21 protein-coding genes are annotated in these 26,146 nt (G+C 43.2%); 15 read left to right on the forward strand and 6 right to left on the reverse strand.

Annotated elements, in window-relative coordinates; translation table 11 throughout:
* From pta to BET10_RS18235, 6 genes are all read left to right on the forward strand, one after another.
* The gene (gene pta, locus BET10_RS18210) at positions 1-2,157 is read left to right on the forward strand and encodes a phosphate acetyltransferase (protein ID WP_070987115.1); all 2,157 of its coding nucleotides are present in this window, start codon (positions 1-3) and stop codon (positions 2,155-2,157) included.
* A gap of 85 nt (positions 2,158-2,242) precedes the next feature.
* Positions 2,243-2,623, forward strand: coding sequence for an ACT domain-containing protein (locus BET10_RS18215; RefSeq protein WP_070987116.1), 381 nt, complete (start codon positions 2,243-2,245; stop codon positions 2,621-2,623).
* Positions 2,623-3,129 (forward strand): PTS glucose transporter subunit IIA, encoded by a 507-nt coding sequence (locus tag BET10_RS18220; RefSeq protein ID WP_083330604.1) that lies wholly within the window; start codon positions 2,623-2,625, stop codon positions 3,127-3,129. Before BET10_RS18215 ends, BET10_RS18220 begins: the two co-directional genes overlap by 1 nt.
* A gap of 14 nt (positions 3,130-3,143) precedes the next feature.
* Positions 3,144-3,491, forward strand: a complete 348-nt coding sequence (locus BET10_RS18225) for an ArsC family reductase (protein ID WP_070987118.1) — start codon at positions 3,144-3,146, stop codon at positions 3,489-3,491.
* Positions 3,488-4,630 (forward strand): succinyl-diaminopimelate desuccinylase, encoded by a 1,143-nt coding sequence (gene dapE, locus BET10_RS18230; RefSeq protein ID WP_070987119.1) that lies wholly within the window; start codon positions 3,488-3,490, stop codon positions 4,628-4,630. Before BET10_RS18225 ends, dapE begins: the two co-directional genes overlap by 4 nt.
* A 9-nt stretch (positions 4,631-4,639) precedes the next feature.
* The gene (locus tag BET10_RS18235) at positions 4,640-5,311 is read left to right on the forward strand and encodes a M15 family metallopeptidase (RefSeq protein ID WP_070987120.1); all 672 of its coding nucleotides are present in this window, start codon (positions 4,640-4,642) and stop codon (positions 5,309-5,311) included.
* Positions 5,312-5,359: 48 nt separating this feature from the next.
* Here BET10_RS18235 and BET10_RS18240 read toward each other — a convergent pair whose 3' ends face one another.
* Positions 5,360-6,577, reverse strand: coding sequence for a pyridoxal phosphate-dependent aminotransferase (locus BET10_RS18240; RefSeq protein ID WP_070987121.1), 1,218 nt, complete (start codon positions 6,575-6,577; stop codon positions 5,360-5,362).
* Between the two features lie 90 nt (positions 6,578-6,667).
* Positions 6,668-7,012, reverse strand: a complete 345-nt coding sequence (locus tag BET10_RS18245) for an Hpt domain-containing protein (protein ID WP_070987122.1) — start codon at positions 7,010-7,012, stop codon at positions 6,668-6,670.
* Positions 7,013-7,126: 114 nt separating this feature from the next.
* Here BET10_RS18245 and BET10_RS18250 point away from each other — a divergent pair, with 114 nt between their 5' ends.
* Together BET10_RS18250 and BET10_RS18255 are read left to right on the forward strand one after the other, a co-directional pair.
* Positions 7,127-7,711, forward strand: a complete 585-nt coding sequence (locus tag BET10_RS18250; RefSeq protein ID WP_070987123.1) for a tRNA-uridine aminocarboxypropyltransferase — start codon at positions 7,127-7,129, stop codon at positions 7,709-7,711.
* Entirely contained in the window at positions 7,708-8,502 is a 795-nt protein-coding gene (locus BET10_RS18255; RefSeq protein WP_070987124.1) for a CLCA_X family protein, read from the forward strand. The genes BET10_RS18250 and BET10_RS18255 overlap by 4 nt, the downstream gene beginning before the upstream one ends.
* On the opposite strand, the gene BET10_RS18260 is transcribed toward BET10_RS18255, so the two are convergent.
* From BET10_RS18260 to apbC, 3 genes are all read right to left on the reverse strand, one after another.
* On the reverse strand, positions 8,462-10,936 hold the full coding sequence (locus BET10_RS18260) for an EAL domain-containing protein (RefSeq protein ID WP_070987125.1): 2,475 nt from the start codon (positions 10,934-10,936) through the stop codon (positions 8,462-8,464). The genes BET10_RS18255 and BET10_RS18260 overlap by 41 nt on opposite strands.
* Before the next feature lie 143 nt (positions 10,937-11,079).
* Entirely contained in the window at positions 11,080-11,673 is a 594-nt protein-coding gene (gene dcd / locus BET10_RS18265; protein WP_070987126.1) for a dCTP deaminase, read from the reverse strand.
* A gap of 3 nt (positions 11,674-11,676) precedes the next feature.
* Positions 11,677-12,750: an iron-sulfur cluster carrier protein ApbC gene (gene apbC, locus BET10_RS18270; RefSeq protein WP_070987153.1), complete on the reverse strand. Its 1,074-nt coding sequence runs from the start codon at positions 12,748-12,750 to the stop codon at positions 11,677-11,679.
* A 170-nt stretch (positions 12,751-12,920) separates the two neighbouring features.
* Between apbC and metG the strand changes: the two genes are divergently transcribed.
* The 4 genes from metG (at position 12,921) to BET10_RS18290 (ending at position 20,101) form a co-directional block, all read left to right on the forward strand.
* A complete protein-coding gene (gene metG / locus BET10_RS18275) occupies positions 12,921-14,948 on the forward strand; it encodes a methionine--tRNA ligase (protein WP_070987127.1) in 2,028 nt (675 codons plus the stop codon).
* A 254-nt stretch (positions 14,949-15,202) separates the two neighbouring features.
* Positions 15,203-16,378, forward strand: a complete 1,176-nt coding sequence (locus BET10_RS18280; RefSeq protein WP_070987128.1) for an efflux RND transporter periplasmic adaptor subunit — start codon at positions 15,203-15,205, stop codon at positions 16,376-16,378.
* Positions 16,379-16,381: 3 nt separating this feature from the next.
* Positions 16,382-19,534, forward strand: coding sequence for an efflux RND transporter permease subunit (locus BET10_RS18285; RefSeq protein ID WP_070987129.1), 3,153 nt, complete (start codon positions 16,382-16,384; stop codon positions 19,532-19,534).
* 129 nt (positions 19,535-19,663) lie between these two features.
* The gene (locus BET10_RS18290) at positions 19,664-20,101 is read left to right on the forward strand and encodes a hypothetical protein (protein WP_070987130.1); all 438 of its coding nucleotides are present in this window, start codon (positions 19,664-19,666) and stop codon (positions 20,099-20,101) included.
* Between the two features lie 10 nt (positions 20,102-20,111).
* Here BET10_RS18290 and BET10_RS18295 read toward each other — a convergent pair whose 3' ends face one another.
* A complete protein-coding gene (locus BET10_RS18295; RefSeq protein WP_070987131.1) occupies positions 20,112-22,373 on the reverse strand; it encodes an acyl-CoA dehydrogenase in 2,262 nt (753 codons plus the stop codon).
* Between the two features lie 144 nt (positions 22,374-22,517).
* On the opposite strand from BET10_RS18295, the gene BET10_RS18300 reads away from it, so the two are divergent.
* From BET10_RS18300 to BET10_RS18310, 3 genes are all read left to right on the forward strand, one after another.
* Complete coding sequence (locus tag BET10_RS18300) at positions 22,518-24,338, forward strand: M2 family metallopeptidase (protein WP_070987132.1); 1,821 nt, start codon at positions 22,518-22,520, stop codon at positions 24,336-24,338.
* Between the two features lie 99 nt (positions 24,339-24,437).
* The gene (locus BET10_RS18305; RefSeq protein ID WP_096348967.1) at positions 24,438-25,247 is read left to right on the forward strand and encodes an ABC transporter permease subunit; all 810 of its coding nucleotides are present in this window, start codon (positions 24,438-24,440) and stop codon (positions 25,245-25,247) included.
* A complete protein-coding gene (locus BET10_RS18310) occupies positions 25,244-26,146 on the forward strand; it encodes an ABC transporter ATP-binding protein (RefSeq protein ID WP_070987134.1) in 903 nt (300 codons plus the stop codon). Before BET10_RS18305 ends, BET10_RS18310 begins: the two co-directional genes overlap by 4 nt.

Genomic DNA, 26,146 nt, shown 5'->3' on the forward strand with positions numbered 1-26,146 from the left:
ATGGGACGTCGTATTATGCTGATCCCCGTTTCAACGGGTGTAGGCTTAACTTCCGTATCAGTTGGCCTAGTCAGGGCATTAGAGCAAAAAGCTGTAAAAGTTAACTTTTTCAAGCCCATTGCTCAACCGCGTAAAGACGAACATGGACCTGAAAAATCAACAGTGATCGTTCGCCAAGGATCAGCTGTGAACCCACCTACTCCCTTTGAGCTGAGTTATGCTGAACAAATGATAGGGGATGGAAAAGGAGATGATTTACTTGAGGAGATTGTTGAGCGTTTTGAGAGCGCAATACAAGATGATGAAGTTGCAGTTATCGAAGGAATGGTGCCCACACGCTTGCAACCCTATGCAGGAAGAGTCAACCGAGAAATAGCGCAAACCTTGGGTGCCGATATCGTGTTTGTACTCACCCCTGGAAACGACAGCAATGAACAACTTGAAGACCGCCTTGAAATTGCAGCGGGAAATTATGGTACCGTAAACCACAACCGTGTGTTGGGTTGTATTTTCAATAAAGTCAATGCGCCGTTAGATGAACAAGGCCGCGCACGTGCTGATCTTGTTGATCAACACAACCCCGACGAACTCGAAAACGAAATGCATCGTCTTGCATCACTTCCTATTTTTCGAAAGCATCCGTTTATGCTACTGGGCTGCATCCCTTGGGATTTCGATCTTGTTGCACCACGCGTTATCGATTTATCTAACTACCTCAAGGCTGAAGTAATTAATGCCGGCGACATGGAGCATAGACGTTTGCGCCGAGTTACTTTTTGTGCTCGAACAGTATCAAACATACTCAACCATTTTACGCCTGGGGCGCTGCTAGTTACCCCAGGAGATCGTTCAGACGTATTAGTTGCAGCGTGTTTATCCGCTATGAATGGGACCAAATTAGGTGCCATTCTACTCACCGGTGGCTTTAAGCCAGAACCGCGCATCATGACTCTGTGCGAGCAAGCTATGGAAACTGGACTGCCAATTTTAGCCACAACTGCGGATACTTGGCGTACATCGCTGCTGCTACATAACTTCAACATGGAAGTGCCCAGTGACGATGATCAACGTATTGACAAGGTCAAACAGCATAATGCAGATCATATCGACTCTGACTGGCTAGATGAACTGGCCGTAGGTGTTGCAAGAACGCGTAAGCTGTCTCCACCAGCGTTTCGCTACTTGTTAACAGACCTAGCGAGAAAAGCCAATAAAACCATTGTTCTGCCAGAAGGAAATGAGCCGAGAACGATTAAGGCTGCAGCAATTTGCGGAGAGCGAGGTATAGCCAAAACGGTATTATTGGGCGAACGCGAAGAAATAGAACGTATTGCAGCACAACAAGGTGTTGAACTAAACGAGAATGTGACCATTTTAGAGCCACAAAATCATCTCGATAATTATGTCGCGCCTATGGTTGAGTTGCGCAAAGGAAAAGGCCTTACAGAAGTGGTTGCACAAGAGCAGCTACAAGACAATGTGGTATTAGGCACTATGATGTTGGCACTTGATGAAGTAGATGGTTTAGTCTCAGGTGCTGTACACACTACCGCCAATACCATTCGTCCCCCACTGCAATTGATAAAAACTGCGCCCGGCTCATCTTTGGTAAGCTCGGTTTTTTTCATGTTGCTGCCAGATCAAGTACTGGTATACGGAGATTGCGCAATTAACCCTGACCCTACAGCGGAGCAGTTGGCAGATATTGCAATTCAGTCAGCCGAGTCAGCTGCTGCATTTGGTATTGAGCCGCGTGTTGCAATGATAAGCTACAGCACAGGTACCTCCGGTCATGGTGCTGATGTAGATAAGGTGCGTGAAGCGACAAAAATTGCGCAACACAAAAGACCAGATCTCGATATCGATGGTCCACTGCAATATGACGCAGCAATTATGGAAAATGTCGCAAAGAAAAAGGCACCGAACAGCAAGGTTGCAGGCAAAGCTACAGTTTTTGTATTTCCAGATCTCAATACCGGTAACACGACATACAAAGCAGTGCAAAGAAGTGCCGATCTAATTAGTATTGGACCGATGTTACAAGGAATGAGAAAGCCTGTGAATGATTTAAGCCGTGGAGCACTGGTTGACGACATAGTTTACACCATTGCGCTTACCGCAATTCAAGCTCAGCAAATAGCTGATCAGCAACAATAATAGTAACGATGCCAAGAGTTAATAGGTTCGCTTTCTTAACTCTTGGCTATACTGTCTAGATAAAGTTATTGGATAGAGGTAGAGCATGTCTAAACAAACGCTGCAATTGCTCAGCCATAAATTTACCATTCACAGCCTAGATAGTGACGCGGCCATTCCTATGCAGGTAGTTAATGCCAATATATTTTTCATCGCCAAAACTGAAGATGAGTTATCCATTGTATGCCCCAGTAGTATCAAAGTTGATAGCTTTGCAGCAGAAGATGACTGGCGAGCTTTAGAGGTGCTTGGCCCACTTGGGTTCTCGCTGACTGGGATCATGGCCAATATATCGGGGGTACTTGCTAAGGCCCATGTCTCTATTTTTTCGTTGTCTACCTACGATACAGATTATATTCTAGTAAAAGAGCAACAAATCAATGACGCCATTAAAGCACTCAAAAAAGATGGATACCTAGTTCTATAATGCAGTTTTCTACTCCTGTTGAATATGCCCCAATTACGACCATTAGTAACCCGTTAATGCATTTAGCCAGCCCATTTACGGGTAAAGTGCTCCCGTTACTGTCTCATCCAGACCCCCTATTTGCCAAAGGTATGCTCGGAAGAGGGGTTTGCGTCGACATGAGCAGCAACAAGGTGTGCTCCCCTGTAACCGGCACTATTGAAAGAATTAAACGCAAAGGCAGCGAATTTATTATTGTTGCCAATAACGGGCTCAAACTATTGGTGCACATTCAGTTGCCTCCTGAAGACAACACAATGGAACGTCAGCCAATCAACGCGTTCGGCAAGGAGCATGTTGAGCAAGGTGAAATACTTGCTTACTTCGATTTATCTGACCCCCATGCAAGAATGTTAGGTACGCTTATTGTACTCAATGCAGACAAACTCGGACCATGTTATTATCCCTTAAAACAAGTGAATGCAGGGCAAGACCCTTTACTCACTATCACTAAGAAACAACCATAGAAAGGCCTTAAGTAATGACCACCATGTACGGCATTCCTAATTGCGACACCATAAAAAAAGCCAAAAAATTACTCTCTGACAATCACATTGAATTCACCTTTCATGACTATCGAAAAGATGGTATTAGCCCTGAGCTTATCGACGTATTCTTCAAACATCTTGGCTGGGAAAATGTCCTCAACAAGCGCGGTACAACTTATCGTACACTAAGTGACGAGCAAAAAAAGAATCTAAATGAGCAAAATGCCAAGCAACTTTTGCTTGATGCGCCAGCCATGATTAAGCGTCCAATCATTCTACATAACGATAATTACCACCTCGGCTTTAAAAAAGAACAGTACTTAGAGATTTTTTCAATATGAGTCAACACCGTTGCAGTGACGTCATCAAACTTGCACAAGCGCTCATCCAGCGTCCCTCTGTCACGCCCGAAGACGCTGGCTGCCAAGCGCTTATTAACCGAAGGCTGGCGGCTATAGGGTTTAACATTGAAGAACACTTCTTCGTCGATACCCTAAACACTTGGGCAAGAAAAGGTAACTCAGGCACACATTTTTGCTTCGCAGGCCACACTGATGTTGTCCCTACCGGAGATGAATCTGCATGGGACTATGCTCCATTTGATGGTCAAATCCATAATGGCATGCTTCATGGCCGTGGTGCTGCTGATATGAAAGGCTCATTAGCAGCGATGATTGTTGCCACTGAACGTTTTGTTGAAAAGCAACCAAGTCATAAAGGTTCAATATCATTTTTGATCACTTCAGATGAAGAAGGCCCCTTTATCAATGGCACCACACGTGTGATTGATTTACTCGAAGCGCGGGGAGAAAAAATCGATATGTGTCTGGTTGGTGAACCCTCATCAAGACACCAACTAGGAGATGTGGTAAAGAATGGACGACGAGGCTCATTAACAGGCCATTTGACTGTCAAAGGCAAGCAAGGACACGTTGCCTACCCTCACCTTGCAGACAACCCGATTCATAAAGTCGCCCCAGCTCTTGCGCAGTTGAGCGAAACAGTATGGGATAACGGTAATGAATATTTCCCAGCAACCAGCTTTCAAATATCCAATATTCAAGGCGGTACGGGGGCGGGTAATGTCATTCCAGGCACAGTGTATGTGCAATTCAACTTCCGTTTTAGTACGCAAGTTACTGCCGATGAGTTACAGCACAAAGTAGCAGAGATTTTGCAAAACCATGGACTGGATTATGAGCTTAATTGGATTGTTAATGGCTTGCCTTTTCTGACCGAGCCAGGTCAGTTATTGGATGTGACGCTCAGTGCTATTGAGGAAGTTACGGGTATAGAGAGCACGCCTGAAACCTCCGGGGGGACTTCGGATGGACGCTTCATCGCGCAAACAGGTTGTAAAGTCATTGAGCTTGGGCCTATTAACGCCACCATTCATCAGCTCAATGAATGTGTAAGTATTCAAGATCTAGAAAACTTAGCGCTCATTTACGAACGTATTTTAGAGAAGTTATTAACATAAAGGTGACCGATGGATTTGTCTCTTATCGCCTGTGGGCTCAGTGAAATACACCTAACTGACTGGCGCGGTAAACCAGTGCACAAAAGCATCATCGCTGATCTAACAGCACTGGCTAATGCTTCTAAACAAGCAGGGTTTGACCTTACAATAGCCTCAGCGTTTCGTAACTTTCAACGTCAAGCGACCATTTGGAATAGTAAGTTTTTAGGCCAGCGACCTGTGTACGACATCAATAACTGTGAAGTGGAACTCGCAACGCTAAGCGAAATCGAAAAGTGTAAAGCCATTATGTTGTTTTCAGCACTGCCCGGTGCTAGCCGCCACCATTTTGGCAGTGATTTAGATATCTATGCTAAAAACTGCCTTAATAGCGAACAGTCTCTACAACTGGCTCCATGGGAGTATCAAAGTGGAGGACCTTTTTCAGAATTTAGCGCTTGGCTTGATGAAAACCTAACAGATTTTGGTTTTTTCAAGCCGTATGCGACGTACAATGGCGGTGTGGCGCAAGAGCCATGGCATATTAGTCATATCACAACCTCTGAACAGTTGGAACAGCACCAAAATATCGATGCAATCGCCGATGCGATTAGCCAGCACGATATCTTGGGCAAGCAAACTATTTTAGTGAATCTAAAAAGTTTACATGAGCAGTTTGTCACCAATATAATCAAAGTGTAACTGCAATAGATACAAGTACAGCCTTAAAGGCTGTACTTGTTGAGAATTTTAAGACTGGCGATAGCCATCAAAGAATCTTTGCATACGAACCATTGCAGGCTCTAACTCATCTTTATGTGGTAAAAATACCAATCTAAAATGATCAGGCTCCGGCCAATGAAATGCTCGGCCATGAACCAATAAGATTCTTTCTTCTCGTAACAGGTCCAACATTAACTTTTCATCGTTCTTAACATTGAACTTGGCTGTGTCTATTTTGGCAAATGCGTACAATGCCCCTTTAGGTTTGACGCACGACACACCATCTATTTTATTCAGCCCTTGATATGCTATGTCTCTTTGTTCATAAAGCCTACCACCGGGTTCTATCAACGCATCAATAGACTGTACGCCGCCTAGCGCCTGCTGTATCGCAAACTGGGCAGGTACGTTGGCACACAAACGCATGGAAGCGAGTATATCTAACCCTGTGATCAAGTCAGCCATATCACTGACTTTACCACTTAAGATCATCCATCCCATACGCAGACCCGCGGCACGGTAGTTTTTAGCCAGGCCATTAAAAGTGATGACAGGCAAATCATCACATAAAGAGGCTATCGGGATGTGTTTAGCGTCGTCATATAGGATTTTTTCGTAGATTTCATCGCTGAGTAGCAGCAACTGATGTTCACGAGCAATATCAATCAACCCTTGTAACAATGCCTTGTCATATACCGCACCGGTGGGGTTATTAGGATTGATCAAAAGTAAGGCTTTGGTTTTGTTCGTTACTTTTTTTCTAATATCTTCTAAATCAGGGAACCAATCTTGCTCCTCATCACAACGATAATGAACAGGTGTACCGCCCGCTAATTTAACTGAAGCAGTCCATAACGGATAATCTGGTGATGGGATCAGTACCTCATCGCCATTGTTAAGCAATGCCTGTGTGGTCATTTGGATTAATTCACTGACGCCATTACCGATATAGATATTGTCTACGCTAATATTTGGCAATGACATTTGCTGATAATGTTGATACACCGCTACGCGAGCAGAATACAAACCTTTTGAATCACAATAGCCTTGTGCAGAGTACAAGTTACGAATGATGTCACGGTGCATATCTTCTGGCATATCAAAACCAAAAGCGGCTGGATTACCAACGTTTAGCTTAAGTACCTTAAGCCCGTCTTCTTCCATTTTCTTTGCTTGACTTAGCACCGGCCCGCGGATGTCGTAACAGACCCCATGTAATTTATTACTTTTTGATATTTTAGACATTTATCCCCCCATTTCCAACGCCTAGCATAGCCTAAAGTTGACTATGAAAACTAGAGGGATAAACAAAGATAAAACAAGAATTTTAAAATTTTAAGGATGCATTGATAGCCACTGTAATAACTGTGATTTAGAGCCTAAAACTTGTTCCGAAATTTGCTCCATATTTTCGCTTACGGTAACATCATCACCTTTCATTAGTCCTTGTTCGATAGCTCTGGCGGTACTGCTCAAACTGGTTGCCCCAAACTGCGCAGCATTAGACTTTAAGCTATGGGCGTGACGGATAGCCTCCTGTCTATCAGAATTCAGTGCAAGTTTTAGATCATTTTCCAGCCTCTCAAACTCACTGCAACAGAAAACTAATGTATCTTCGAACTGCTCTCCAAGAAGCGACTGCATATTTTCCAATGCGCTGCTATCTATACTTACATTCATAAAGTTCCCTTCTCGCGGTTGTTAATACCTATGCTAGACAATTCAGTTCATGTTAGCAAAACAAATTGATATTTATGATAAGATTTAGCTAAGGTTTTTGTTTTAGAACATACAATGAAAAGAAATTTTTGCTCAAAGTGTCGCTACCCTGTAAAAACGTGTGTGTGTAAGTACGTATCCTCTACCGTACATTCACGAACACAAATAATTGTTTTACAGCACCCAGACGAAGCCAACTTAGCAAAAAACACGGCGCGCCTATTACAACTACAACTAGGCAATATACAGCTCTATGTTGGACAAGACTTTCAACAACTAAAGGCGTTAACATGCAACCAGCATTGCGCCTTACTGTATCCCAATGAGCATGCAGTCACGGTACAACAAATACAGCAGCTACCCAAGCTTGATATATTATTCGTAATAGACGGAACTTGGAAAAAAGCACATAAGATATTGGCATTAAATGCATGGTTACTAGACCTACAAGCAGTTACATTTAATGTGATCCCAGTTAATCAATATCGTATTCGCAAGGCAGAGCAACCCCATAGTCTCTCGACACTTGAATCTGTCTCTTTATTTCTCAACCAATATGAGGGAATTGACCAGCGACCGTTGCTGAGTTTACTAAACGGAATGATCACTGAACAAACCAAACTCATGCCCACTCATGTTAAAGCTAGATATGATTTATGAGTCGTATACCGCGCCTAACAGATGGTTTTGTAAGACTTGGCCCAGATTACCGCTTTGATGATCAAACTGATTTTCAAGAAATAAAAGACACCTTTGGCTTTTGTACTATCACTGTCGGCAGTTGGGTGACGCCTTCAGAACAGCGCATCAGTGCTAACCTTGTCTACGATGCATTAGCTGATTTAGCACAAATTCTAGCAATTCCACCATGGGTAATAGGTCTAAATGGTACCTTGAATTTTGCGTTTGGTGCGGGAGGCCAAAAAGGTGTACAAGCGCACTACGCGCCATCATCAAGAACACTTGCTTTAGCTAAAAATGCCGGAGCGGGAGCCCTTGCCCATGAATGGTGGCACGCATTCGATCACTATATCTGTAAAAAGCTCTTTGCGGACACCAATGCTCTATCATTCGCTTCAAGCCTTTGGCTACAGACGCCAATAACCAATCGGCATCCTATAAACCTACATCTAGATAAATTTTTTAAACTCATCTTTTTAGACGATACGGGCAGCAAACCTAGCGAGTATTTCCTAAATGCCAAATCGCTCGACAACCAATATGAACAATTTTATTTCAGCCGCCCTCAAGAGCTCAGTGCAAGGGCATTTGAAGCATGTATATCTAGTAACGCTAAAATTCGCAATGATTTCTTGGTCAGTGGTGTTCAAAATAGTAAACTCGCAAGCCAAGGAGGTTTTCCGGAGTCAACGCATTTATCCTTGCTATGCGACACCATTTTTAGCTACTTCAGCGTGCTAGGTAATGCTTTACATCATCGCTCTGACTAACTCTATACAACCAATCTAAATAATCCTCGTAAGCCATCGGCTTTGCAATAAAATAGCCTTGACCAAAGTCACAACCATAATGCGCTAACCTCGCATAGCTTTCTATGCTTTCCACCCCTTCAGCAACAACCTTAAGACCTAAGCTATGCGCCATATCGGACATCGCTTTTGCAATCGTCTGATTGCTAGATGACGTCTCAATATCCATAACAAACTGCTTGTCGATTTTTAGCTCATCGAAGCCAACTCGGCTTAAATAAGCTAATGATGAATACCCAGTTCCAAAGTCATCTATCGCTAACTTAACCCCAACGCTACGATAATCATCTAAAACACTCTTTAAGTTATCTTCGTTGTCGATAGTCACTGACTCAGTGATCTCTAGCACTATTTGTGAAGGGTTTAAATTCAGTTCATTCACCAGTGTGATGAGATGAACAAGCAGCTCTTTTTTAGATAAGTCTTTTCCCGACATATTCAGAGATAGTACATGACCTGGGTATTGTTCAACGAGCTGTTTTTGGTATTTCAGGCCTTTTTCAAACACCATTTCTGTCAATAAGTGAATAAGTCCTGACGACTCTGCAATTGGAATAAATTCATCGGGTGGAACTTGCCCAAGTTTTGGATGAAACCACCTCAGTAAGCCTTCGGCGCCATAGACTTTGCCCGTTTTTAAATTAACTTGAGGCTGCAAATATAAGCTAAAACTATCATTATCAATCGCATCTTTTAATGCTGAAGACAACTGCATACGACGTTCAGAGATCACTGAGTTGGCAACATCAAAAATTTGCCACCTGTCACTATCATGAGCCTTGGTAGACAAGGCCAACATCGCTCTTTGGATCAATGCATCTGCTGTTTTAGCATGAATCGGAGAATGCGCTACCCCGATTTCTATTTCATCGACGAGTCGAGTACCTTTGTATTCAATGCCTTCCTCAAATACCGAAGACAAAATACAAACATACTGCTCAATTTGACTCAGCGATAACTTGCCAATTAGAGTGATGGCAAACGTCCCATCATCTAGTCTGAAAATTTCAGTTTTTGTACCTTCTGGGACTGCAAGTGTTGCAGCTCCATAGGTATCCAGCTCGGTGTAGAGCTTGCCAAATAATTCGTTGAGATGTTTATTGGCGTTTGCCACACCCAAGTTCAAGCGGATCGAATGAATGATCAATGGCCTAAATAGTAGCAAAGTATGATGCGTATTCTTATTGGCCAGTTGTTCTAGGTAAGTGTTTAGTGCAAAACGGTTAGAAAGCCCAGTATCTGGGTCATGTAAGCTGTAAAACAAAAACCGCTCTTTTTGTTTTTTATCTTGCATAAACACGCTAAGCGTCAATAGTACGATGTGGGTAACGACCGCGAGCTTGCTGACACCGAGCATGTGTCCATTGGTCACTATACCTAGCTGCATTCCCACCCACACAATCCCTAGCATAAACATGGGTAACCAAGCCGCACTTACCAACCAGACATCCCGTCCAAAACCTTGTTTTGCTTTGCTATACATTGCCGCCAGCACAACCATCGTACCTAAACTCGCTATTGCCTGAAGTTGTACAGACAAGGCCGACCCCATCCCAAAAGACAGAATCGCCATAAAAAATAAAGTGGCCGCACTTCCCCATACCACATGGTTGAGCAGTTTATTGGTCTGTGAAATAGAAAAATATGATTGGTGATACAGCAAACAAAGAGCACATGCCAAAATTAGCCAGCTGCCATTAAATGACGACACTAACTGGCTTATGCTCGCAGGTATGTAAAAGTAAATACTGCCATTATTTACACTGCATTGAATCGCTAGAAAACACACATATATTGATAATAACGCGAGGTACTGGCGTCGGCTGAATAACGCCATAATTGCCAATGCCATCGCTATAAAATATAACAAGCCTAATTCAAGGCCATACCAAAACAACCTCGACTGGCTGAGTCTTTTAAACTCTGCTTCCGAGACAATTTGAAAGTCAAACATCACTTTGTATGGAGAGCGCAACTTGATGTAAACCTGAGAGTCTTCACTTGGTGATGGAAAGTTGATGTGGGGAAAAATACTGTGCATTCTGGCAGGAGAAAAGTTGTCGCTGGATATTCGCACCTGATCTAACAGCTTATTTTTTCGCACCAAATACAGTTCAAGCTCAGTATTTAAAGGCTTATCAATATATAAAACTTTACGCCCTTCTGATGATTGTGCGCCTGACACATCTACTTTGACCCAAGTAGATACGAGCTTTGAAGCTGTAAGTTCCTTTTCATCTAGCGCAACAAACGATTTGTCGTCTTTTAAAATATCATCAATGGTCTTTTGATTGCTCACATCACTATATGTTGATGTTGGCAACGCAGTGGAAATATTACTAAAGACGATTAAACATAAAAGCGAAGCGACTTGAATAACTTTGCTGGCACCCATCTTAGCTCCTTTAACAATCACCATTGCCTTCGGCGTAGGGACATAGTTTAGTATGGAAGCTTTATACAGTAATGCCAGCTCAAATTGGACAAAATAACACCAGCTTGAGGTGTATAACTTAAATTCTAAGCATTATTTTAGCCTTAATCGCTATTATTATCAGCGCTGATACGACTCGCCACAGCGCTGTTTTGGCCTTTATATTTAGCATCTTTGCGAGTGTTATACGGGTTCTCAGCAGCGCTGGTCATGGTTTCAAAGCTTAACGCTCCAATTTTCATTTTTGGTCTAAGTGCAAGCGGCAGTTTACCTGAGTTATAGAACTCTAAAACAATGTTACCCGACCATCCGGGATCGATACGATGGGCTGTAACGTGAACCATCAGGCCTAACCGCGCCAATGACGAACGTCCATCTAGCCAACCCACTAAATCAGCAGGTAAAGTTACAGATTCATAGGTGATTGCCAACGCTAACTGTCCAGGGTGCAAAAAAAATGCTTGCCCATCTTGCAGAACAATTTCATCACTCATGATCGACTCCATCGCCTCATTAAGCTGGTCTTTAGGCCCACTTAAATCAACGTAGGGCGCACCATGGTCTTGAAACACTCTAAACTTGTTACCCAATCTTAAATCGACCGTAATACCTGAAATCATTTCCTCACTGGGTGCAGGTTCAATAATAATCTGCTGGTTGGCTATCGCTTGCTTAATATGTGTATCTGATAATCTCATTGATTAGTCGTCCGTAATCACAATATCAACAGCTGGCGTTGATAATGTTTGATAATAAAGCATGCTGCTCATTGTCTGCGCACACGAAACGTAATGCTCAGCAATATCAACATGCTGTGTTAGTAGGTTATGCCCTTGTTCAGAGGCCTCTCTGATCTGAATGTTAAGCGGGATCTGTGCAAGAAGCGGTACACCGTGACGAATCGCTAACTTTTCTCCACCAAGGTGTCCAAAAATATGATTCTGCTGGCCACAGTGTGTACAAATGTAATGACTCATATTCTCGATAAGACCAAGAATAGGTAGATTGACTTGATTGAACATCGCAATCCCCTTTTGCGCATCAAGAAGTGCTAGATCTTGTGGCGTTGTAACTATCAAAGCGCCACTTGCCGGTACTTTTTGCGTCATAGTAAGCTGAATATCGCCTGTGCCAGGGGGCATATCCACAATCAAATAATCAAGTTCGCCCCATTGTGTTTCATTGAGCAGTTGATTAAGCGCTTGTGACGCCATTGGTCCACGCCATACCGTTGCATTATCAGCAGAAACCAAAAAGCCGATTGATTGTATCTTGATGCCATTTTTTACTACGGGATTGAGTGTTTTGTTGTCCTTTGTTGTAGGTTGCTCGTCAATGGCATCAAACAGCGATGGGATCGAGGGTCCATAAATATCAGCATCCAATACGCCTACACTTGCACCTTGAGCGGATAAAGCCAGAGCAAGATTAGCTGCGGTGGTTGATTTACCTACCCCGCCTTTACCTGATGCAACCAACACGATATGTTTAATTTTTTTATACTGGTAGTGAGTAGGTAGTTGAACCTCAATATTCACATCAACCTGCATTCCTACTTGCTCAGACAACGTCTCACTGAGCAATTGTCGCTGTGTATTAGCTGCAAACGGCAGTGTTAACCTCACAGTTACACTGGAGTTTTTTACCTCGATGTTATTCACCCACTGTGGCTCAATACCCAAAGGAAAGACGCTATTTTTGAAAGCAGTTAACTTACTGAGAATCTGTTGTTCTAACTGATTGTCTTTTTTAAATAGTTTATTGAGACCAAACATTGAAATAAAACGTACTCTGGTGATGAAAAAGGCCACGGAATTATGTAACATTCATCCCATTAAAACCAGTCTATTGATGCTATACACACCGAGTAAATGGCACGTGTTAGCTTTAACTATGCGATTTGGCTGAAATTTGAGCGCAGCCACGCGATAATCTTGGAACAGTTATGACGAAGAGAAAAATTCTCATCACGAGTGCACTACCCTATGCGAATGGACCAACACACTTGGGTCACATGCTAGAGTACATTCAAACAGACATTTGGTCGCGCTTTCAAAAATTACGTGGCCATGAAACATATTATGTATGTGCTGACGATGCCCACGGCACACCTATTATGCTCAATGCGCAAAAACAAGGGATCTCTCCTGAAGAAATGGTGAAAAATGTTAGCATTGAACGCCAACGTGATTTTGCTGACTTCAATATTGAATTTGATAACTATCACAGTACACACAGCGAAGAAAACCGTGATCTAAGTGCGCTTATCTACAAGCGCCTAGATGAAAAGGGTCACATTAAGAAACGCACTATCTCACAGCTTTTTGACCCAGAAAAAAGTATCTTCTTACCCGATCGCTTTGTTACGGGTACCTGCCCAACTTGCGATGCACCGGATCAAAATGGTGATAGCTGCGATGCATGTGGCGCAACTTATAGTCCAACTGAGCTAAAGAACCCTCGTTCAGTGATGTCAGGTGCGACACCTGTGCTAAAAGATTCAGAACATTTTTTCTTCGACCTTCCTGCGTTCGAGAGCATGCTCAAAGAATGGCTTCACTCAGGGTCATTACAAGCCGAAATGGCTAATAAGCTTGAAGAGTGGTTTGCTGATGGCCTACAACAATGGGACATCAGCCGTGACGCGCCGTATTTTGGCTTTGAAATCCCAGGGGCACCCGGTAAATACTTCTATGTATGGCTAGATGCACCAATCGGCTACATGGCGAGCTTCAAAAATTTATGTGATAAGAAAGGCATGGATTTTGACGCTTTTTGGGGTGAAGACTCACAAGCAGAGCTTTATCACTTTATCGGCAAAGATATCATCTATTTCCACAGTCTATTTTGGCCAGCAATGTTAGATGGCGCGAACTTCCGCAAGCCAACAAATGTTTTTGCTCACGGTTTCGTAACCGTCAATGGCGCAAAAATGTCGAAGTCAAAGGGTACTTTTATAAAAGCACGTACCTACTTGGAACACTTAGACCCAGAGTTCTTGCGTTACTACTTTGCAGCCAAATTAAACGGCGGCATTACCGACTTAGACTTAAACCTTGAAGATTTTGCACAACGAGTAAACTCTGACTTAGTAGGTAAAGTTGTTAATATTGCTTCTCGCTGTGCAGGCTTTATCAGCAAAAAGTTTGATGGCAAAATGAGTGACACAGTGCTTGAGCCGGAGCTTATCGCACAATTCCAAACTGCTGCGGACAGTATTGCTCTACACTACGAACAACGCGAATACAGCAGAGCCATTCGCGAAATTATGGCCTTAGCTGATAAAGCCAATCAGTTTATTGATGCACAAGCGCCGTGGGTTCTTATCAAAGATGAGCAAACACAAGCACAGGCCCATGACGTATGCTCAGCTGGTTTGAATATGTTTAAAATCCTTATGACATATTTAAAACCTGTGCTACCTGGCATGGCTGCAAATGTTGAGCAATTCTTGAATACAGAACTCACGTGGGAAAGTGCACAAACGGTTTTGAAAGGACATGCAATTAACAAGTTCAAAGCCCTGATGCAGCGTGTTGACATGGATAAGGTCAATTTAATGCTTGAAGAATCTAAAGAAAGCCTTGAAGCGAGCAATAAGCCAGCACTTGATCCGAACAGCCCATTAGCGAAAGAACCTATCGGCGAAGAGATTGAGTTCAATGACTTTGCAAAAGTAGACTTGCGTGTCGCCAAGATAGCGAAAGCCGAACACGTAGAAGGTGCAGAAAAACTACTGAAGCTGACGCTAGATTTAGGTGGTGAGACCCGTCAAGTATTTGCAGGTATAAAATCAGCCTATGCACCTGAAGATATCGAAGGCAAATTAACCGTGATGGTTGCCAACTTAAAGCCTCGCAAAATGCGCTTTGGCATGTCTGAGGGAATGGTTCTGGCTGCAGGACCCGGTGGTAAAGAGATTTACATTCTGAACCCTGATGAAGGGTCAGAGCCTGGTATGCGCGTTATGTAGCCTAGCAACACCACTATCTTAAAAAGGCCCAATCGGGCCTTTTTTAATGCTTACCACTTCCTATTCCTGCAACTATCTGTGCTCAGCCATTAGTATTTGGTATTAAATATTTCGAAGTCGACGCAAATGTAATGCTTTGTTACAACTTTAGAACCTAAATAAACAACTAGACATATCTTATCGTTTAATATGCAGCTAATGGTATTAACACTGATGCAAATACCAACAACATCAACAGTTGGAAGGAAGATAACGTGGCTAGTAAAAAACAAATATTCTTACCCCTTGTGGTACTCATTGGAGGCATAGGTGTTGCAGGCGCATTCTCAGCGATGAAGCAACCACCTGAAGAAAAATCCGAACAAATCGTTCATCCTCTTGTAGAGGCTGAGCCTATCGTCGTTGCACCAATGCAGCTTAATGTAGACTCCTACGGCTTGGTTAAACCCAAATATACCACTGAGTTGGTTGCACAAGTGAGCGGGCAAGTCATTGAAGTATCAGATGCTTTTGTAAAAGGAGGATTTGTAAAAAAAGGCGCAATCTTAGCCCGTATCGATCCTAACGACTATGAAGCTGCACTTATCGAGTCTGAAGCAAACTTAGCACGAGCAAGCTCAGCACTTGAGATTGAACAAGCACAAGCCCATGTTGCAAAAAAGGAATGGCAACGCATAAAGGACAATGCCAATGCCACAATTCCGTCTGAATTGTATTTACGTAAACCTCAATTAGCTGAGAAGTTAGCAAGTTTCCGTGCCGCACAAGCTAGTGTTAAACGAGCCAAGCGTAACTTAGAACGCACATACATCAAAGCACCGTACGACGCTATCATTGCAAGTCGAGAATTGAGCTTAGGCAGCGTGGTAAATCCAGGCAGTAAATTTGGTGAGCTAAATGCAATTTCTGTTGCAGAAGTTCGCCTACCCGTTGCAGATAATGAATTACAATACCTTGTGGATGGCGGTATTAATGCCAACGTCACGCTAACAGCACATGTAGAGGGTAAACCGGCACAGTGGCAAGGCAAAATTGTTCGTAGTGAAGGAGTAATAGACCAACGCAGCCGCATGACGTACTTAGTTGCGCAAATACAACACCCCTATTCCGACCAGCGCACTCCACTTCGATTTGGCGCATATTTAAACGCCACGATTAACGGCAAAATTCTCGAGAACGCCGCTGCAATCCCGCAACACTTAGTCAAAGACGGCAGAATTGCCGTGCTTAACAGTGATGAAACACTGAGCTTCAAAGCTTTAAATGTCGTACGCGAATACAATGGTAAAACAATCATTGACAGTGGTGTTAATGACGGCGCTCAGCTAATTACTTCCGCACTTGAGTATCCAACGGAGGGGATGCAATTACAACTCAATGACGGTACGCACTCAGTTGCAGACACGCAACTTGCGTTAAAAGAGGAGTAAGCCATGAGTCATCTAACTGAAAAAGGCTTAATTGCCTGGTTTGCACGCAACCCTGTTGCTGCAAACCTGTTGATGGCCTTCATTCTCATCGGTGGTTTGCTCACTGCATTTTCCATTCGCAAGCAAATGTTCCCTCAATTTGAGAGCCATTGGTTAAGTGTGCAGGCTGTATACCCAGGTGCTGCCCCACAGGAAGTAGAAGAAGGTATCACGATTAAAGTTGAGGAAGCCATGGAAGGGCTTGAAGGGATCAAACGCATGATCACTTATTCCAACCGTGGCTTTTCACAAACTTGGATCGAAGTAGAAGAGCATTATGAACCACTTACTGTGCTTGACGAAGTCAAAATGCAAGTGGACTCCATACCTAGCTTTCCCGTGGGAATGGAGCGACCGATTGTTAGCTATGACAAGTTTGTACAAGAAGTCATGTGGATATCGCTATATGGCGATTTAAGCAATGCCCAACTTAAAAATCTCGGCAATGTAATTCACGATGAAATGCTCGCGCTACCTGGCATCAATCTGGTGGAGTTTCATAGTGGTTTAAATTACGAAATTGGCATAGAAATAAGTCCAGATAAGCTAAGAGAATATGATCTGACCTTCAGAGATATTTCTCAAGCTGTGAAAGCATTCTCTGCCAACATGTCAGCGGGACAAATTCGTTCAGAAAATGGTTACATTTCAATGCGAGTTGAGAATCAAGCTTATCGAGGTAAAGAGTTTGAAAATCTTCCTCTTAGAACTTTAGAGGACGGAGCGCAAATTCTTTTAGGTGACGTGGCAACCGTTCACGATGGCTTTGAAGAAGGGCTGCAATACTCCAAATACAATGGTAAGAACTCGCTAACATTTGAAATTCAAGCATCAAAAGATCAAGACATCACCAAAGTTGCGACTACCATCAAAAACTATCTCGCTGAGCGCTCAAAAACCTTGCCTGAGGGCACCGGTATTGAGCCATTGATTGATTTAACCTACTACCTGAACGGTCGTCTAAATATGATGGTCGAGAATATGATTCTCGGTGGTATTTTGGTGATGCTCATGTTGGCTTTATTCTTAAGAGTAAGGCTAGCTTTTTGGGTTATGATGGGACTGCCAGTATCGTTCCTTGGTGCATTTTTGTTTATGCCCATAGGCGCACTCGATATCACCATCAACTTAGCCTCATTGTTTGCCTTTATTCTGGTGCTGGGTATTGTGGTCGATGATGCCATTGTTGTTGGCGAATCAGTACACGCCGAAATTGAACAACATGGACATACCCTAGATAATGTAGTACGTGGCGTTAAACGCGTCGCAATTCCTGCAACATTTGGCGTACTTACAACAGTCGCCGCATTTTTACCACAAACATTCGCAACCGGCCCTGCCGCGGCGTTCTCAAAAGCCATTGGGGGCGTAATTATCTTGTGTTTGCTCTTCTCATTGATAGAATCAAAACTAATATTGCCTGCGCACCTTGCGGCAATGAAAGATAAACCAAGTAATCCTAAAAACCCATTCCACCGCCTACGTGAATCGCTAGACAGTGGACTTAAGCACTTTATTGAAGACCTGTACCGCCCGTTCATTGAGCGCTGCATTCACTATCGCTACACTGTTATTGTTAGCTTCCTAACGATTATCATTGTGACCGCAGGTCTGTTCGCCGGTGGTTTAATTAAGTTTGTTGCCAATCCAAAAATTCCTCATGACTTCCCAGAGGTTCGTATTGAAATGAACTTATCTTCATCAGAGTCAGCGACCTTACAAACAGCCCAAAAGATTGAAGCATTGATCTTAGATGTGGATAAGCAAATAGAAGAGAAATACGGCACGGGAATGATCCGTGACTTATCTGTAAGCCTTCGAGGCCGTACTAACGCTAACATTATGGCCATATTGGTAGAGCCCGATCTTCGCCCTATCGATACGTTCGCGCTCAGTGCCATGTGGCGTGAACAGATGCCGCCACTTCCAGGAGTAAAAACGCTAAATATTCAAGACAGTATTATGAACGGCGGGCGTGATGACGGTGATATTAACTTCCGCCTTGAAGGTAAAAATAAAGACCAACTTAAAGAAGTCGCTAATTTACTCAAAGAGAAACTTGGCAGTATTGAAGGGGTTGGTGATATTAATGACTCTATGCAAAGTGCTACGGATGAAGTTCAACTCGAGCTTAAACCGCTGGCCTACAGTATGGGGCTTACGCTATCGGATGTGGCATCTCAAGTAAACTTCAGCTACTACGGACTTGAAGCTCAACGTATTTTGCGAGAAGGCGAAGAAATCAAAGTTATGATCCGCTATCCCAAAGAGTCTCGTAACTCAATCAGTGATATACAGGATGTTCGTATCATTACTCCTTCAGGCGCTGAAGTTCCACTCATTGAAGTTGCAGATGTAAAATTGGTTGATGGTGTTAACCGTATTCGCCGAGAAAACGCTAAACGTACAGTGAACGTGTGGGCGTCTGTTGATACCAACCAAGCCGAACCGTTCAAAATAGCGGAGGAAATTCGAGATGAATACTTACCAACGCTACTTAAGAGTTACCCAGGTGTCAGTAGCAATGTTGCCGGTCGAATTCAAGAAGAAATGGACAGTGTCGCAGAGCAAATCAGAGATTTTGTATTGTCACTGATGATCATCTTCGCATTGCTGGCTATTCCTCTACGTTCATATTCACAACCAATTCTAATCATGTCGGTCATTCCATTTGGTGTTGTTGGCGCGGTTGTAGGGCACGTTGTTATGGGCATGACGATGAGCAGCTTGTCATTCTTTGGCATCATAGCCGTAGCGGGTGTGGTCGTTAATGACTCTTTGGTTATGGTGGATTTCGTAAACAAGGCCAGAGAGCAAGGCAGTACCATTAAGCAGGCGGTGATTGAGGCTGGATGTCGACGTTTTAGAGCAATTCTATTGACTTCGTTAACTACGTTTATGGGTCTTGTACCAATCATCACTGAGACTAGTCTGCAAGCGCAAATAGTAATTCCAATGGCAGTATCACTCGCCTTTGGTGTGCTATTCGCCACTGTTATTACCCTAATCTTGATACCTTGTCAGTATGTCATGCTAGAGGACATAAAAGCGTTATTCAGAAAATGGTTTAAAAAAGCTGATACTGATAATAACCGGCTAACTTCAGAACAAATTTAAGACAAAAGTAATCTTCCCAACCAAAAAGCTCGTTCGTTAACGAGCTTTTTTTATTTCTGAACGATTCCACCTTTACATATTGCAAGTTTGCTTACAAACTTAGGTTATCTAGAACTAATTCAATTTATTATGAAGTTAATACATACGATTTTAGTGACTTTGTGTCTAATTCTAGTTGGCTGTGTTGAAGAAGATAAACCCAGAGGTGATGAAGATACCCCAGGTTACACGGCTACAATCTATTTTGATGCTTTATATAATAAAAATAATATGGATTTGGCGCTTGAGCATGTCACTCCGAGACTTGCAAGAATTATGCGCTCATACGGTACCGCATCACAATTTACCCGTAACCTTGTCAATATGCGCTTTGATGAAGTCACCATTGAAGTTGATATGACGAACGAGAGCCTGCGTGAACAATATGGTGACAACGCGAAGGTTAATTTAGTATTTACCGGCTATTTTAACGGTGAAAAGGTTGATGATATGCGTAGTGTCCAAATGCTTAGGAAAAAAGGCAAATGGTACATAGATAAAATCAACCCAGACCCATTTGCCCGTTAAGCACACCTAATCAAAACACATCAACTGCAATCGCTTTTTGACGTAAATCTTCAGACTCAATAAGTGATTGCGCTTCTTCTTGGCTTATTACCTGATCACTGACCGCCAACGAAACTAGATCCGCAAACGATTTGTCATAGTAGTAAACTTTATAACTGCTTTGCCACTGCTTGAGCTTGTTTCGAGCAGCGATTGTAGACTTGTAGCTAAGGTAAGCTTGCTCTACCTCAGCTACGGCAGGGTTAGATTCACTGCAACATAAATGACTTATCCGCTCACGCGCACTTTTATCTTTCCAAAGTGCTGTACATACCCCTGCGATAATTTTATCGCTTGGTCCTTTTGCACCGTGACCAAATGCATGACACCAGCGTTTAATGAGTTGCCCAGCAAAGCGATTGGTGAAATTATCTATAAAGTCATCCAAAGCGCTAAAACCAGCCTTAAGATGATGCGATAACGCGTAGTGAACGGCATTTAAGTCACCCTGCTGACGCCCATCGTGCTCATATTTTTTTAACACACATGATGCCAAATATAAGTGGCTTAACACATCACCGAGCCTCGCCGACAACAGCTCTTTTCGTTTCAGTTCACCACCCAATCTTAACATCGCTAAATCGGCACAGACCGCAAGGCAAACACTGAGCCAATTGAGCTTTTGATAATATTTTTGTGTTGGCCCAGATATGGTCGCAGGCAACCCATACCCTCTTGTCAAACCTAACCACAAAGCTTTAAACACGTTAACCGCCGTATGTTGAATATGTGACATCAGCAATTTATCAAATTCTCTTAAGCCATCATCTGCTTGGCTATTTTGGATGATTTGGATCTCTTTAAATATAAAAGGATGACACCTTGTAGCTCCTTGTCCAAAGATCATTAGACTGCGCGTTAAAATATTGGCACCTTCCACCGTAATCGAAATTGGGATTCCCGTATAATTGTTGGCAAGATAATTACTCGGTCCTTTTTGAATAGCTTTACCACCATGAATATCCAGCGCATCATTCATCACAAGGCGTGACATTTCTGTTAGATGATACTTAGCAATGGCGGTAATTACAGCGGGGCTTTTTTTCATATCAATGGCTTGTGCCGTAGTTTGTCTACAGGCTTCAATGCTATATGTCAGTCCTGCAATTCTTGCCAAACTTTCTTGGACGCCTTCAAAATCAGCAATAGACAGCCCGAACTGCTCACGAACTCTAGCATATGCCGACGTTGTTCGGGTACATAAGTGCGCGGTGCCCGCGCTCAATGCTGGTAGCGAAATCCCCCTACCGGCGCTTAGGCAAGATACCAACATACGCCATCCCTTCCCAATTCCCGCTTGACCACCAATGACCCACTCTAAAGGAATGAAAACATCTTTACCTTCTGTTGTACCATTCATAAAGCCTTGATCGAGTGGATTATGACGGCCTCCAGTTTTTACACCTTTGTGATCAGTCGGGATCAAAGCACAAGTGATGCCCAGTGCAGATTTATCCCCCAATAACCCATCTGGATCATAGGCTTTAAATGCTAACCCCAAAACGGTAGCAACTGGTGCCAAGGTTATATAGCGTTTTGACCAAGTTAACTGTAAGCCAAGTACCTTTTTACCTTGAAAAGTCTTTTTACATACCACTCCATAGTCTGATATTGCTCCTGCGTCAGAGCCAGCTTCTAGCGCTGTTAATGCGAAGCAAGGCAACGCTTCTGCGGTCGCCAGTTTTGGCAACCAATCACTCTTTTGCTCTGGGGTACCATAATGCATTAACAATTCTGCGGGCCCCAGACTATTTGGTACCATCACAGTGACAGCCGCAGACAAGCTTTTGCTGGCTATTTTAGCCACAATAGTAGAGTTAGCCTGAGCGCTGAATTCTCTACCGCCATATTTTTTCGGAATAATAAAAGCAAAAAAGCCATTTTCTTTGAGGTAGTTCCAAACAGGCTCAGGTAAGTCTTTATCATGCCTGATTTGCTGCTCATCCAGCATCGATAGCAACGTTTGCAATTCATTATCAATAAAGTCTTGCTCACTATCGCTCAGTAGCGGCGCATCATTTTGATGCCATTTATGCCAATTCGGGTGACCTGAAAAGAGTTGGCTATCCCACCAAGTATCTCCAGCCTCCATAGCTTCTTGCTCTGTCTGTGTTAGCTTAGGTAAAGCACGTTTAAAATACCGCTTCACAGGTAAGCTAATGACTCGATAACGCAGTGGTTGAAATGCGAAAATAACGCACACAACGACAATAATAAATACAATGATACCCATACAGACCTCCTGTTCGTAACGCTTTAAGTATGCTTAAAAATCCAGCAAACTCAATTTATCTGCACCATTGAACCTACATTATTTGTCGCCTGCTAAGCACACTGTTATTATTCAACGCTCAAACAACAACAAGTGATAAATCAAATGAAACCATTATTTAGACTGAGTGTTGGTGCATGTGTAGTTGCTACTGCACTGTCACTATCAGGCTGTAATAGCACTGAAAAAAATAAGCAAACTCTGACTGAGCAAGATGCAGAAACTTTCCTAGCAAATGCACAAGCAACTTTGGAAGACTTAAGTATCAGAGAAAATCGCGCACAGTGGATTTACGCTAACTTTGTGACCGAAGATACAGCTGCCTTAGCCGCGAGTGTAGGGCAAGAGTCAACGGATACCGTTGTACGTTTAGCAAGCGAAGCTGCTCGTTTTGATTCTCTAAGCTTAAGCGAAGACAACCGCAGAAAAATGGATAAGCTTAAACTTAAGTTGACGATTGCAGCCCCACAGAACGCCGAAAAATCAGAGCAACTGGCAGGACTGCTTGCTGAACTTGATGGTATATACGCAAAAGGTAATTACTGTAAAGATGGTAAAAACTGTCAAAGCCTTGGTGAACTCACTACCACCATGGCAAACAGCCGTGATTACGAAGAGTTACTAGATACATGGCAAGGCTGGCGTCAAATATCTAAACCAATGCGTCCGCTTTTCGAAAAACAAGTTGTATTGGCCAATGAGGGTGCAAAAGAGCTTGGCTATGAAGATACTGGCGCCATGTGGCGCAGTAAATATGATATGCCAGCGAATGAATTTGCTAACGAGTTAGACCGCCTTTGGGGCCAAGTTAAACCTCTTTACAATGCGCTTCATTGTCATGTCAGAGCCAAACTTGGCGAAAAATATGGCGAAGACAAAGTACCTCAAGACAAGCCTATTCCAGCACACTTGTTGGGTAACATGTGGGCACAACAATGGGGTAACATTTACGATGTGGTTGCACCAGACAACGCGGACCCAGGCTATGATGTAACTGAGCTGCTAGCAGAACATAACTACTCTGAAATGGATATGGTTACAGGTGCTGAAAAATTCTTCACTTCGATGGGGTTTGCGCCACTACCGGAAACCTTCTATCAGCGTTCACTATTTCTTAAGCCGCGTGACAGAGACGTACAATGCCACGCCTCTGCATGGAACTTAGACAACCAAGACGACATCCGCATCAAGATGTGTATCCAGCGCACTGGCGAAGAGTTCTCAACCATTCACCACGAGCTTGGTCATAACTTCTATCAGCGCGCATACAAAAACCAGCCGATTTATTACCAAGACAGTGCCAATGATGGCTTCCACGAAGCAATTGGTGACACCATAGCCCTGTCAGTAACTCCTGGTTACTTAAAAGAGATTGGCTTGCTAGATACTGTACCGGATGAGTCAAAAGACATTGGTCTGTTGATGCGCATGGCCTTAGACAAAGTTGCCTTTATTCCATTTGGTTTATTAGTTGACCAATGGCGTTGGAAGGTATTCTCAGGTGAAATTAGTCCTGAGCAATACAACCAAGCTTGGTGGGACCTACGCGAAAAGTATCAAGGTATCAAAGCACCGATTGCACGCACAGAAGCTGATTTTGATGCCGGTGCAAAATACCATGTACCTGGTAACGTACCGTACACTCGTTACTTCCTAGCGCATATTCTACAGTTTGATTTCCACCGCTCATTGTGTGAAATCGCAGACAACAAAGAAGCTATTCACCGCTGCTCTATTTACAAATCCAAAGAAGCAGGTGAAAAGCTAAATACAATGTTGGAAATGGGTAGCAGCCGTCCATGGCAAGAGGCTCTAGAATCTGTCACGGGTAAAAAGCAAATGGATGCAACAGCTATTCTTGACTACTTTGCGCCGTTACAAAAGTACTTAGACGAGCAAAATAAAGGTCGTCAATGTGGCTGGTAATACCCTAAGCAGGTAAATGTTACATTTGCCACACTCTGAAACATATTTGCGGTTTCTATCCTATGCCTAACAGGTTACTGTATGTTCAAAGGAGATACTATGAATATACAAAGAGTGTGGCAGTTAGCACAATTTGAGTTAACTCGCCTATTTGCCACAAAACGGGGTCTACTTGCCCTATCCGCTTTTGCCATGTTGTGGCTCATGATACTCCGCTATCCGATTGGACATGCGGTACCATTTCTAAGTAGCCCTGAATTTTCAGGTGTTGCACAACAGCTCGCTGGCAATGTAGGATTAAAAGCACTGGCTAGCTGGCCACAAGCCGAGCTGGCTATTTTCTGGCTGATTGCCTTATATAGTTTTCCAGTTTTTGCCTTGTTTGTATGTTCTGATCAAACGGTTGGCGACAGACAAAGAGGTACACTAAGGTTTTTGAGCTTGCGTTGTACCCGAGACGAAACCTTAATGGGTCGATTCTTAGGTCAGCTCACCATTGTATTTAGCCTGATAGCACTCACCGCATTGGCAACATTTTGTGTAATGGTCTATCGCGCCCCAGAGTTATTTTTATCTGGCTCCTTGCTGGCTTTCACGCTAGTAATACAACTCACAGTTATCGTTATGCCTTTTATCGCGCTGATGGCAGTGCTTAACCTGATTAGCAGCTCATCAAGGCTTTCCATTGTGCTTGCTATCTTACTATTTACGCTTGGCAACGCGCTACTGAGTTTTGCTAGCAGTTATCTAAGTGCTATAGAGGTGCTTTTTTATATCTTCCCAGGTGTACAACTACTAGATGTTGCACCACATGAAAATGTTCCACTGATACTATGGGGACTCCCTGCCATACAAACCGCCGCACTACTTGCATTGGGTGTATTCATTTTTAGGAGACGTGCGCTATGAGTACACTTATTGAAGTCAAACAACTGTCGAAATCGTTTGGCAACAAAAAAGCCCTTAATGATGTGAGCTTTACCATAGATGCTGGTACCACTACCGCACTTGTTGGCCCCAACGGAGCAGGTAAAACCACCTTATTCAGCATTCTGTGTGGTTATCTTGCGCCCGACCGCGGTGATGTAAAAATTCTAGGTCAGCCTTTGCGTCACCCTTCGCTGTTTGGCAAGCTCACTGCACTACCACAAGATGCGATGCTGGACCCTAGATTCTCTATTGAAAAGCAGATGAGCTTTTATGGGGCCCTACAAGGGTTTAGCAAGAGTGAAGCTCTTAAAGAAACGGCCCGAGTACTAGAATTAGTTGGTCTAAGTGATAATCATCACTCGCAAATCAATGAGCTTTCACATGGTATGAGAAAGCGCGTGTGTATAGCTCAAGCATTACTTGGCTCTCCCAAAATCGTTTTATTAGACGAAGCCACTGCAGGACTAGACCCCCTGCACGCCAGAGAGATCCGATCGCTAATATCGACATTGAGTGATGATATTAGTTTTATTTTAAGCTCCCATGATTTGGCTGAGCTAGAACGCCTATGCGATCACGTCTTGTATTTAGACCAAGGAAAGCTCACGGCCCATAACCGTAACGCTCCTGTCGGCCAAAGCAAATACATTACCTTGCAACTACATGAGCAATACAAAGATGCACTAGAGCGCCTCAAACAGCTCAGCGGTGTGCTCCATGTTACTCAAAGCCAGAACAAGGAATATATCATTGAGTATCAATGGGAGTTTGAACAATTTGATATACACTTGCTTAAATACTGCTATAAATGTAACTGGCAGTATCATCAACTGGTCAACGGCCATACACTTGAAAACCAACTATTTCAGAAGGACTAA

The sequence above is a fragment of the Pseudoalteromonas amylolytica genome (assembly GCF_001854605.1).
Classification (GTDB): Bacteria; Pseudomonadota; Gammaproteobacteria; order Enterobacterales; family Alteromonadaceae; genus Pseudoalteromonas; species Pseudoalteromonas amylolytica.

What these genes read in the sequence shown, in the direction of transcription:
- BET10_RS18245 (WP_070987122.1), bottom strand. Translation starts at nt 7,012, where the DNA reads ATGAATGTAAGTATAGATAGCAGCGCATTGGAAAATATGCAGTCGCTT.
- BET10_RS18290 (WP_070987130.1), top strand. Translation starts at nt 19,664, where the DNA reads ATGAAGTTAATACATACGATTTTAGTGACTTTGTGTCTAATTCTAGTT.
- BET10_RS18310 (WP_070987134.1), top strand. Translation starts at nt 25,244, where the DNA reads ATGAGTACACTTATTGAAGTCAAACAACTGTCGAAATCGTTTGGCAAC.
- BET10_RS18225 (WP_070987118.1), top strand. Translation starts at nt 3,144, where the DNA reads ATGACCACCATGTACGGCATTCCTAATTGCGACACCATAAAAAAAGCC.
- BET10_RS18305 (WP_096348967.1), top strand. Translation starts at nt 24,438, where the DNA reads ATGAATATACAAAGAGTGTGGCAGTTAGCACAATTTGAGTTAACTCGC.
- BET10_RS18240 (WP_070987121.1), bottom strand. Translation starts at nt 6,577, where the DNA reads ATGTCTAAAATATCAAAAAGTAATAAATTACATGGGGTCTGTTACGAC.
- BET10_RS18215 (WP_070987116.1), top strand. Translation starts at nt 2,243, where the DNA reads ATGTCTAAACAAACGCTGCAATTGCTCAGCCATAAATTTACCATTCAC.
- pta (WP_070987115.1), top strand. Translation starts at nt 1, where the DNA reads ATGGGACGTCGTATTATGCTGATCCCCGTTTCAACGGGTGTAGGCTTA.
- apbC (WP_070987153.1), bottom strand. Translation starts at nt 12,750, where the DNA reads ATGTTTGGTCTCAATAAACTATTTAAAAAAGACAATCAGTTAGAACAA.
- dapE (WP_070987119.1), top strand. Translation starts at nt 3,488, where the DNA reads ATGAGTCAACACCGTTGCAGTGACGTCATCAAACTTGCACAAGCGCTC.
- BET10_RS18220 (WP_083330604.1), top strand. Translation starts at nt 2,623, where the DNA reads ATGCAGTTTTCTACTCCTGTTGAATATGCCCCAATTACGACCATTAGT.
- metG (WP_070987127.1), top strand. Translation starts at nt 12,921, where the DNA reads ATGACGAAGAGAAAAATTCTCATCACGAGTGCACTACCCTATGCGAAT.
- BET10_RS18235 (WP_070987120.1), top strand. Translation starts at nt 4,640, where the DNA reads ATGGATTTGTCTCTTATCGCCTGTGGGCTCAGTGAAATACACCTAACT.
- dcd (WP_070987126.1), bottom strand. Translation starts at nt 11,673, where the DNA reads ATGAGATTATCAGATACACATATTAAGCAAGCGATAGCCAACCAGCAG.
- BET10_RS18250 (WP_070987123.1), top strand. Translation starts at nt 7,127, where the DNA reads ATGAAAAGAAATTTTTGCTCAAAGTGTCGCTACCCTGTAAAAACGTGT.
- BET10_RS18295 (WP_070987131.1), bottom strand. Translation starts at nt 22,373, where the DNA reads ATGGGTATCATTGTATTTATTATTGTCGTTGTGTGCGTTATTTTCGCA.
- BET10_RS18300 (WP_070987132.1), top strand. Translation starts at nt 22,518, where the DNA reads ATGAAACCATTATTTAGACTGAGTGTTGGTGCATGTGTAGTTGCTACT.
- BET10_RS18260 (WP_070987125.1), bottom strand. Translation starts at nt 10,936, where the DNA reads ATGGGTGCCAGCAAAGTTATTCAAGTCGCTTCGCTTTTATGTTTAATC.
- BET10_RS18255 (WP_070987124.1), top strand. Translation starts at nt 7,708, where the DNA reads ATGAGTCGTATACCGCGCCTAACAGATGGTTTTGTAAGACTTGGCCCA.
- BET10_RS18285 (WP_070987129.1), top strand. Translation starts at nt 16,382, where the DNA reads ATGAGTCATCTAACTGAAAAAGGCTTAATTGCCTGGTTTGCACGCAAC.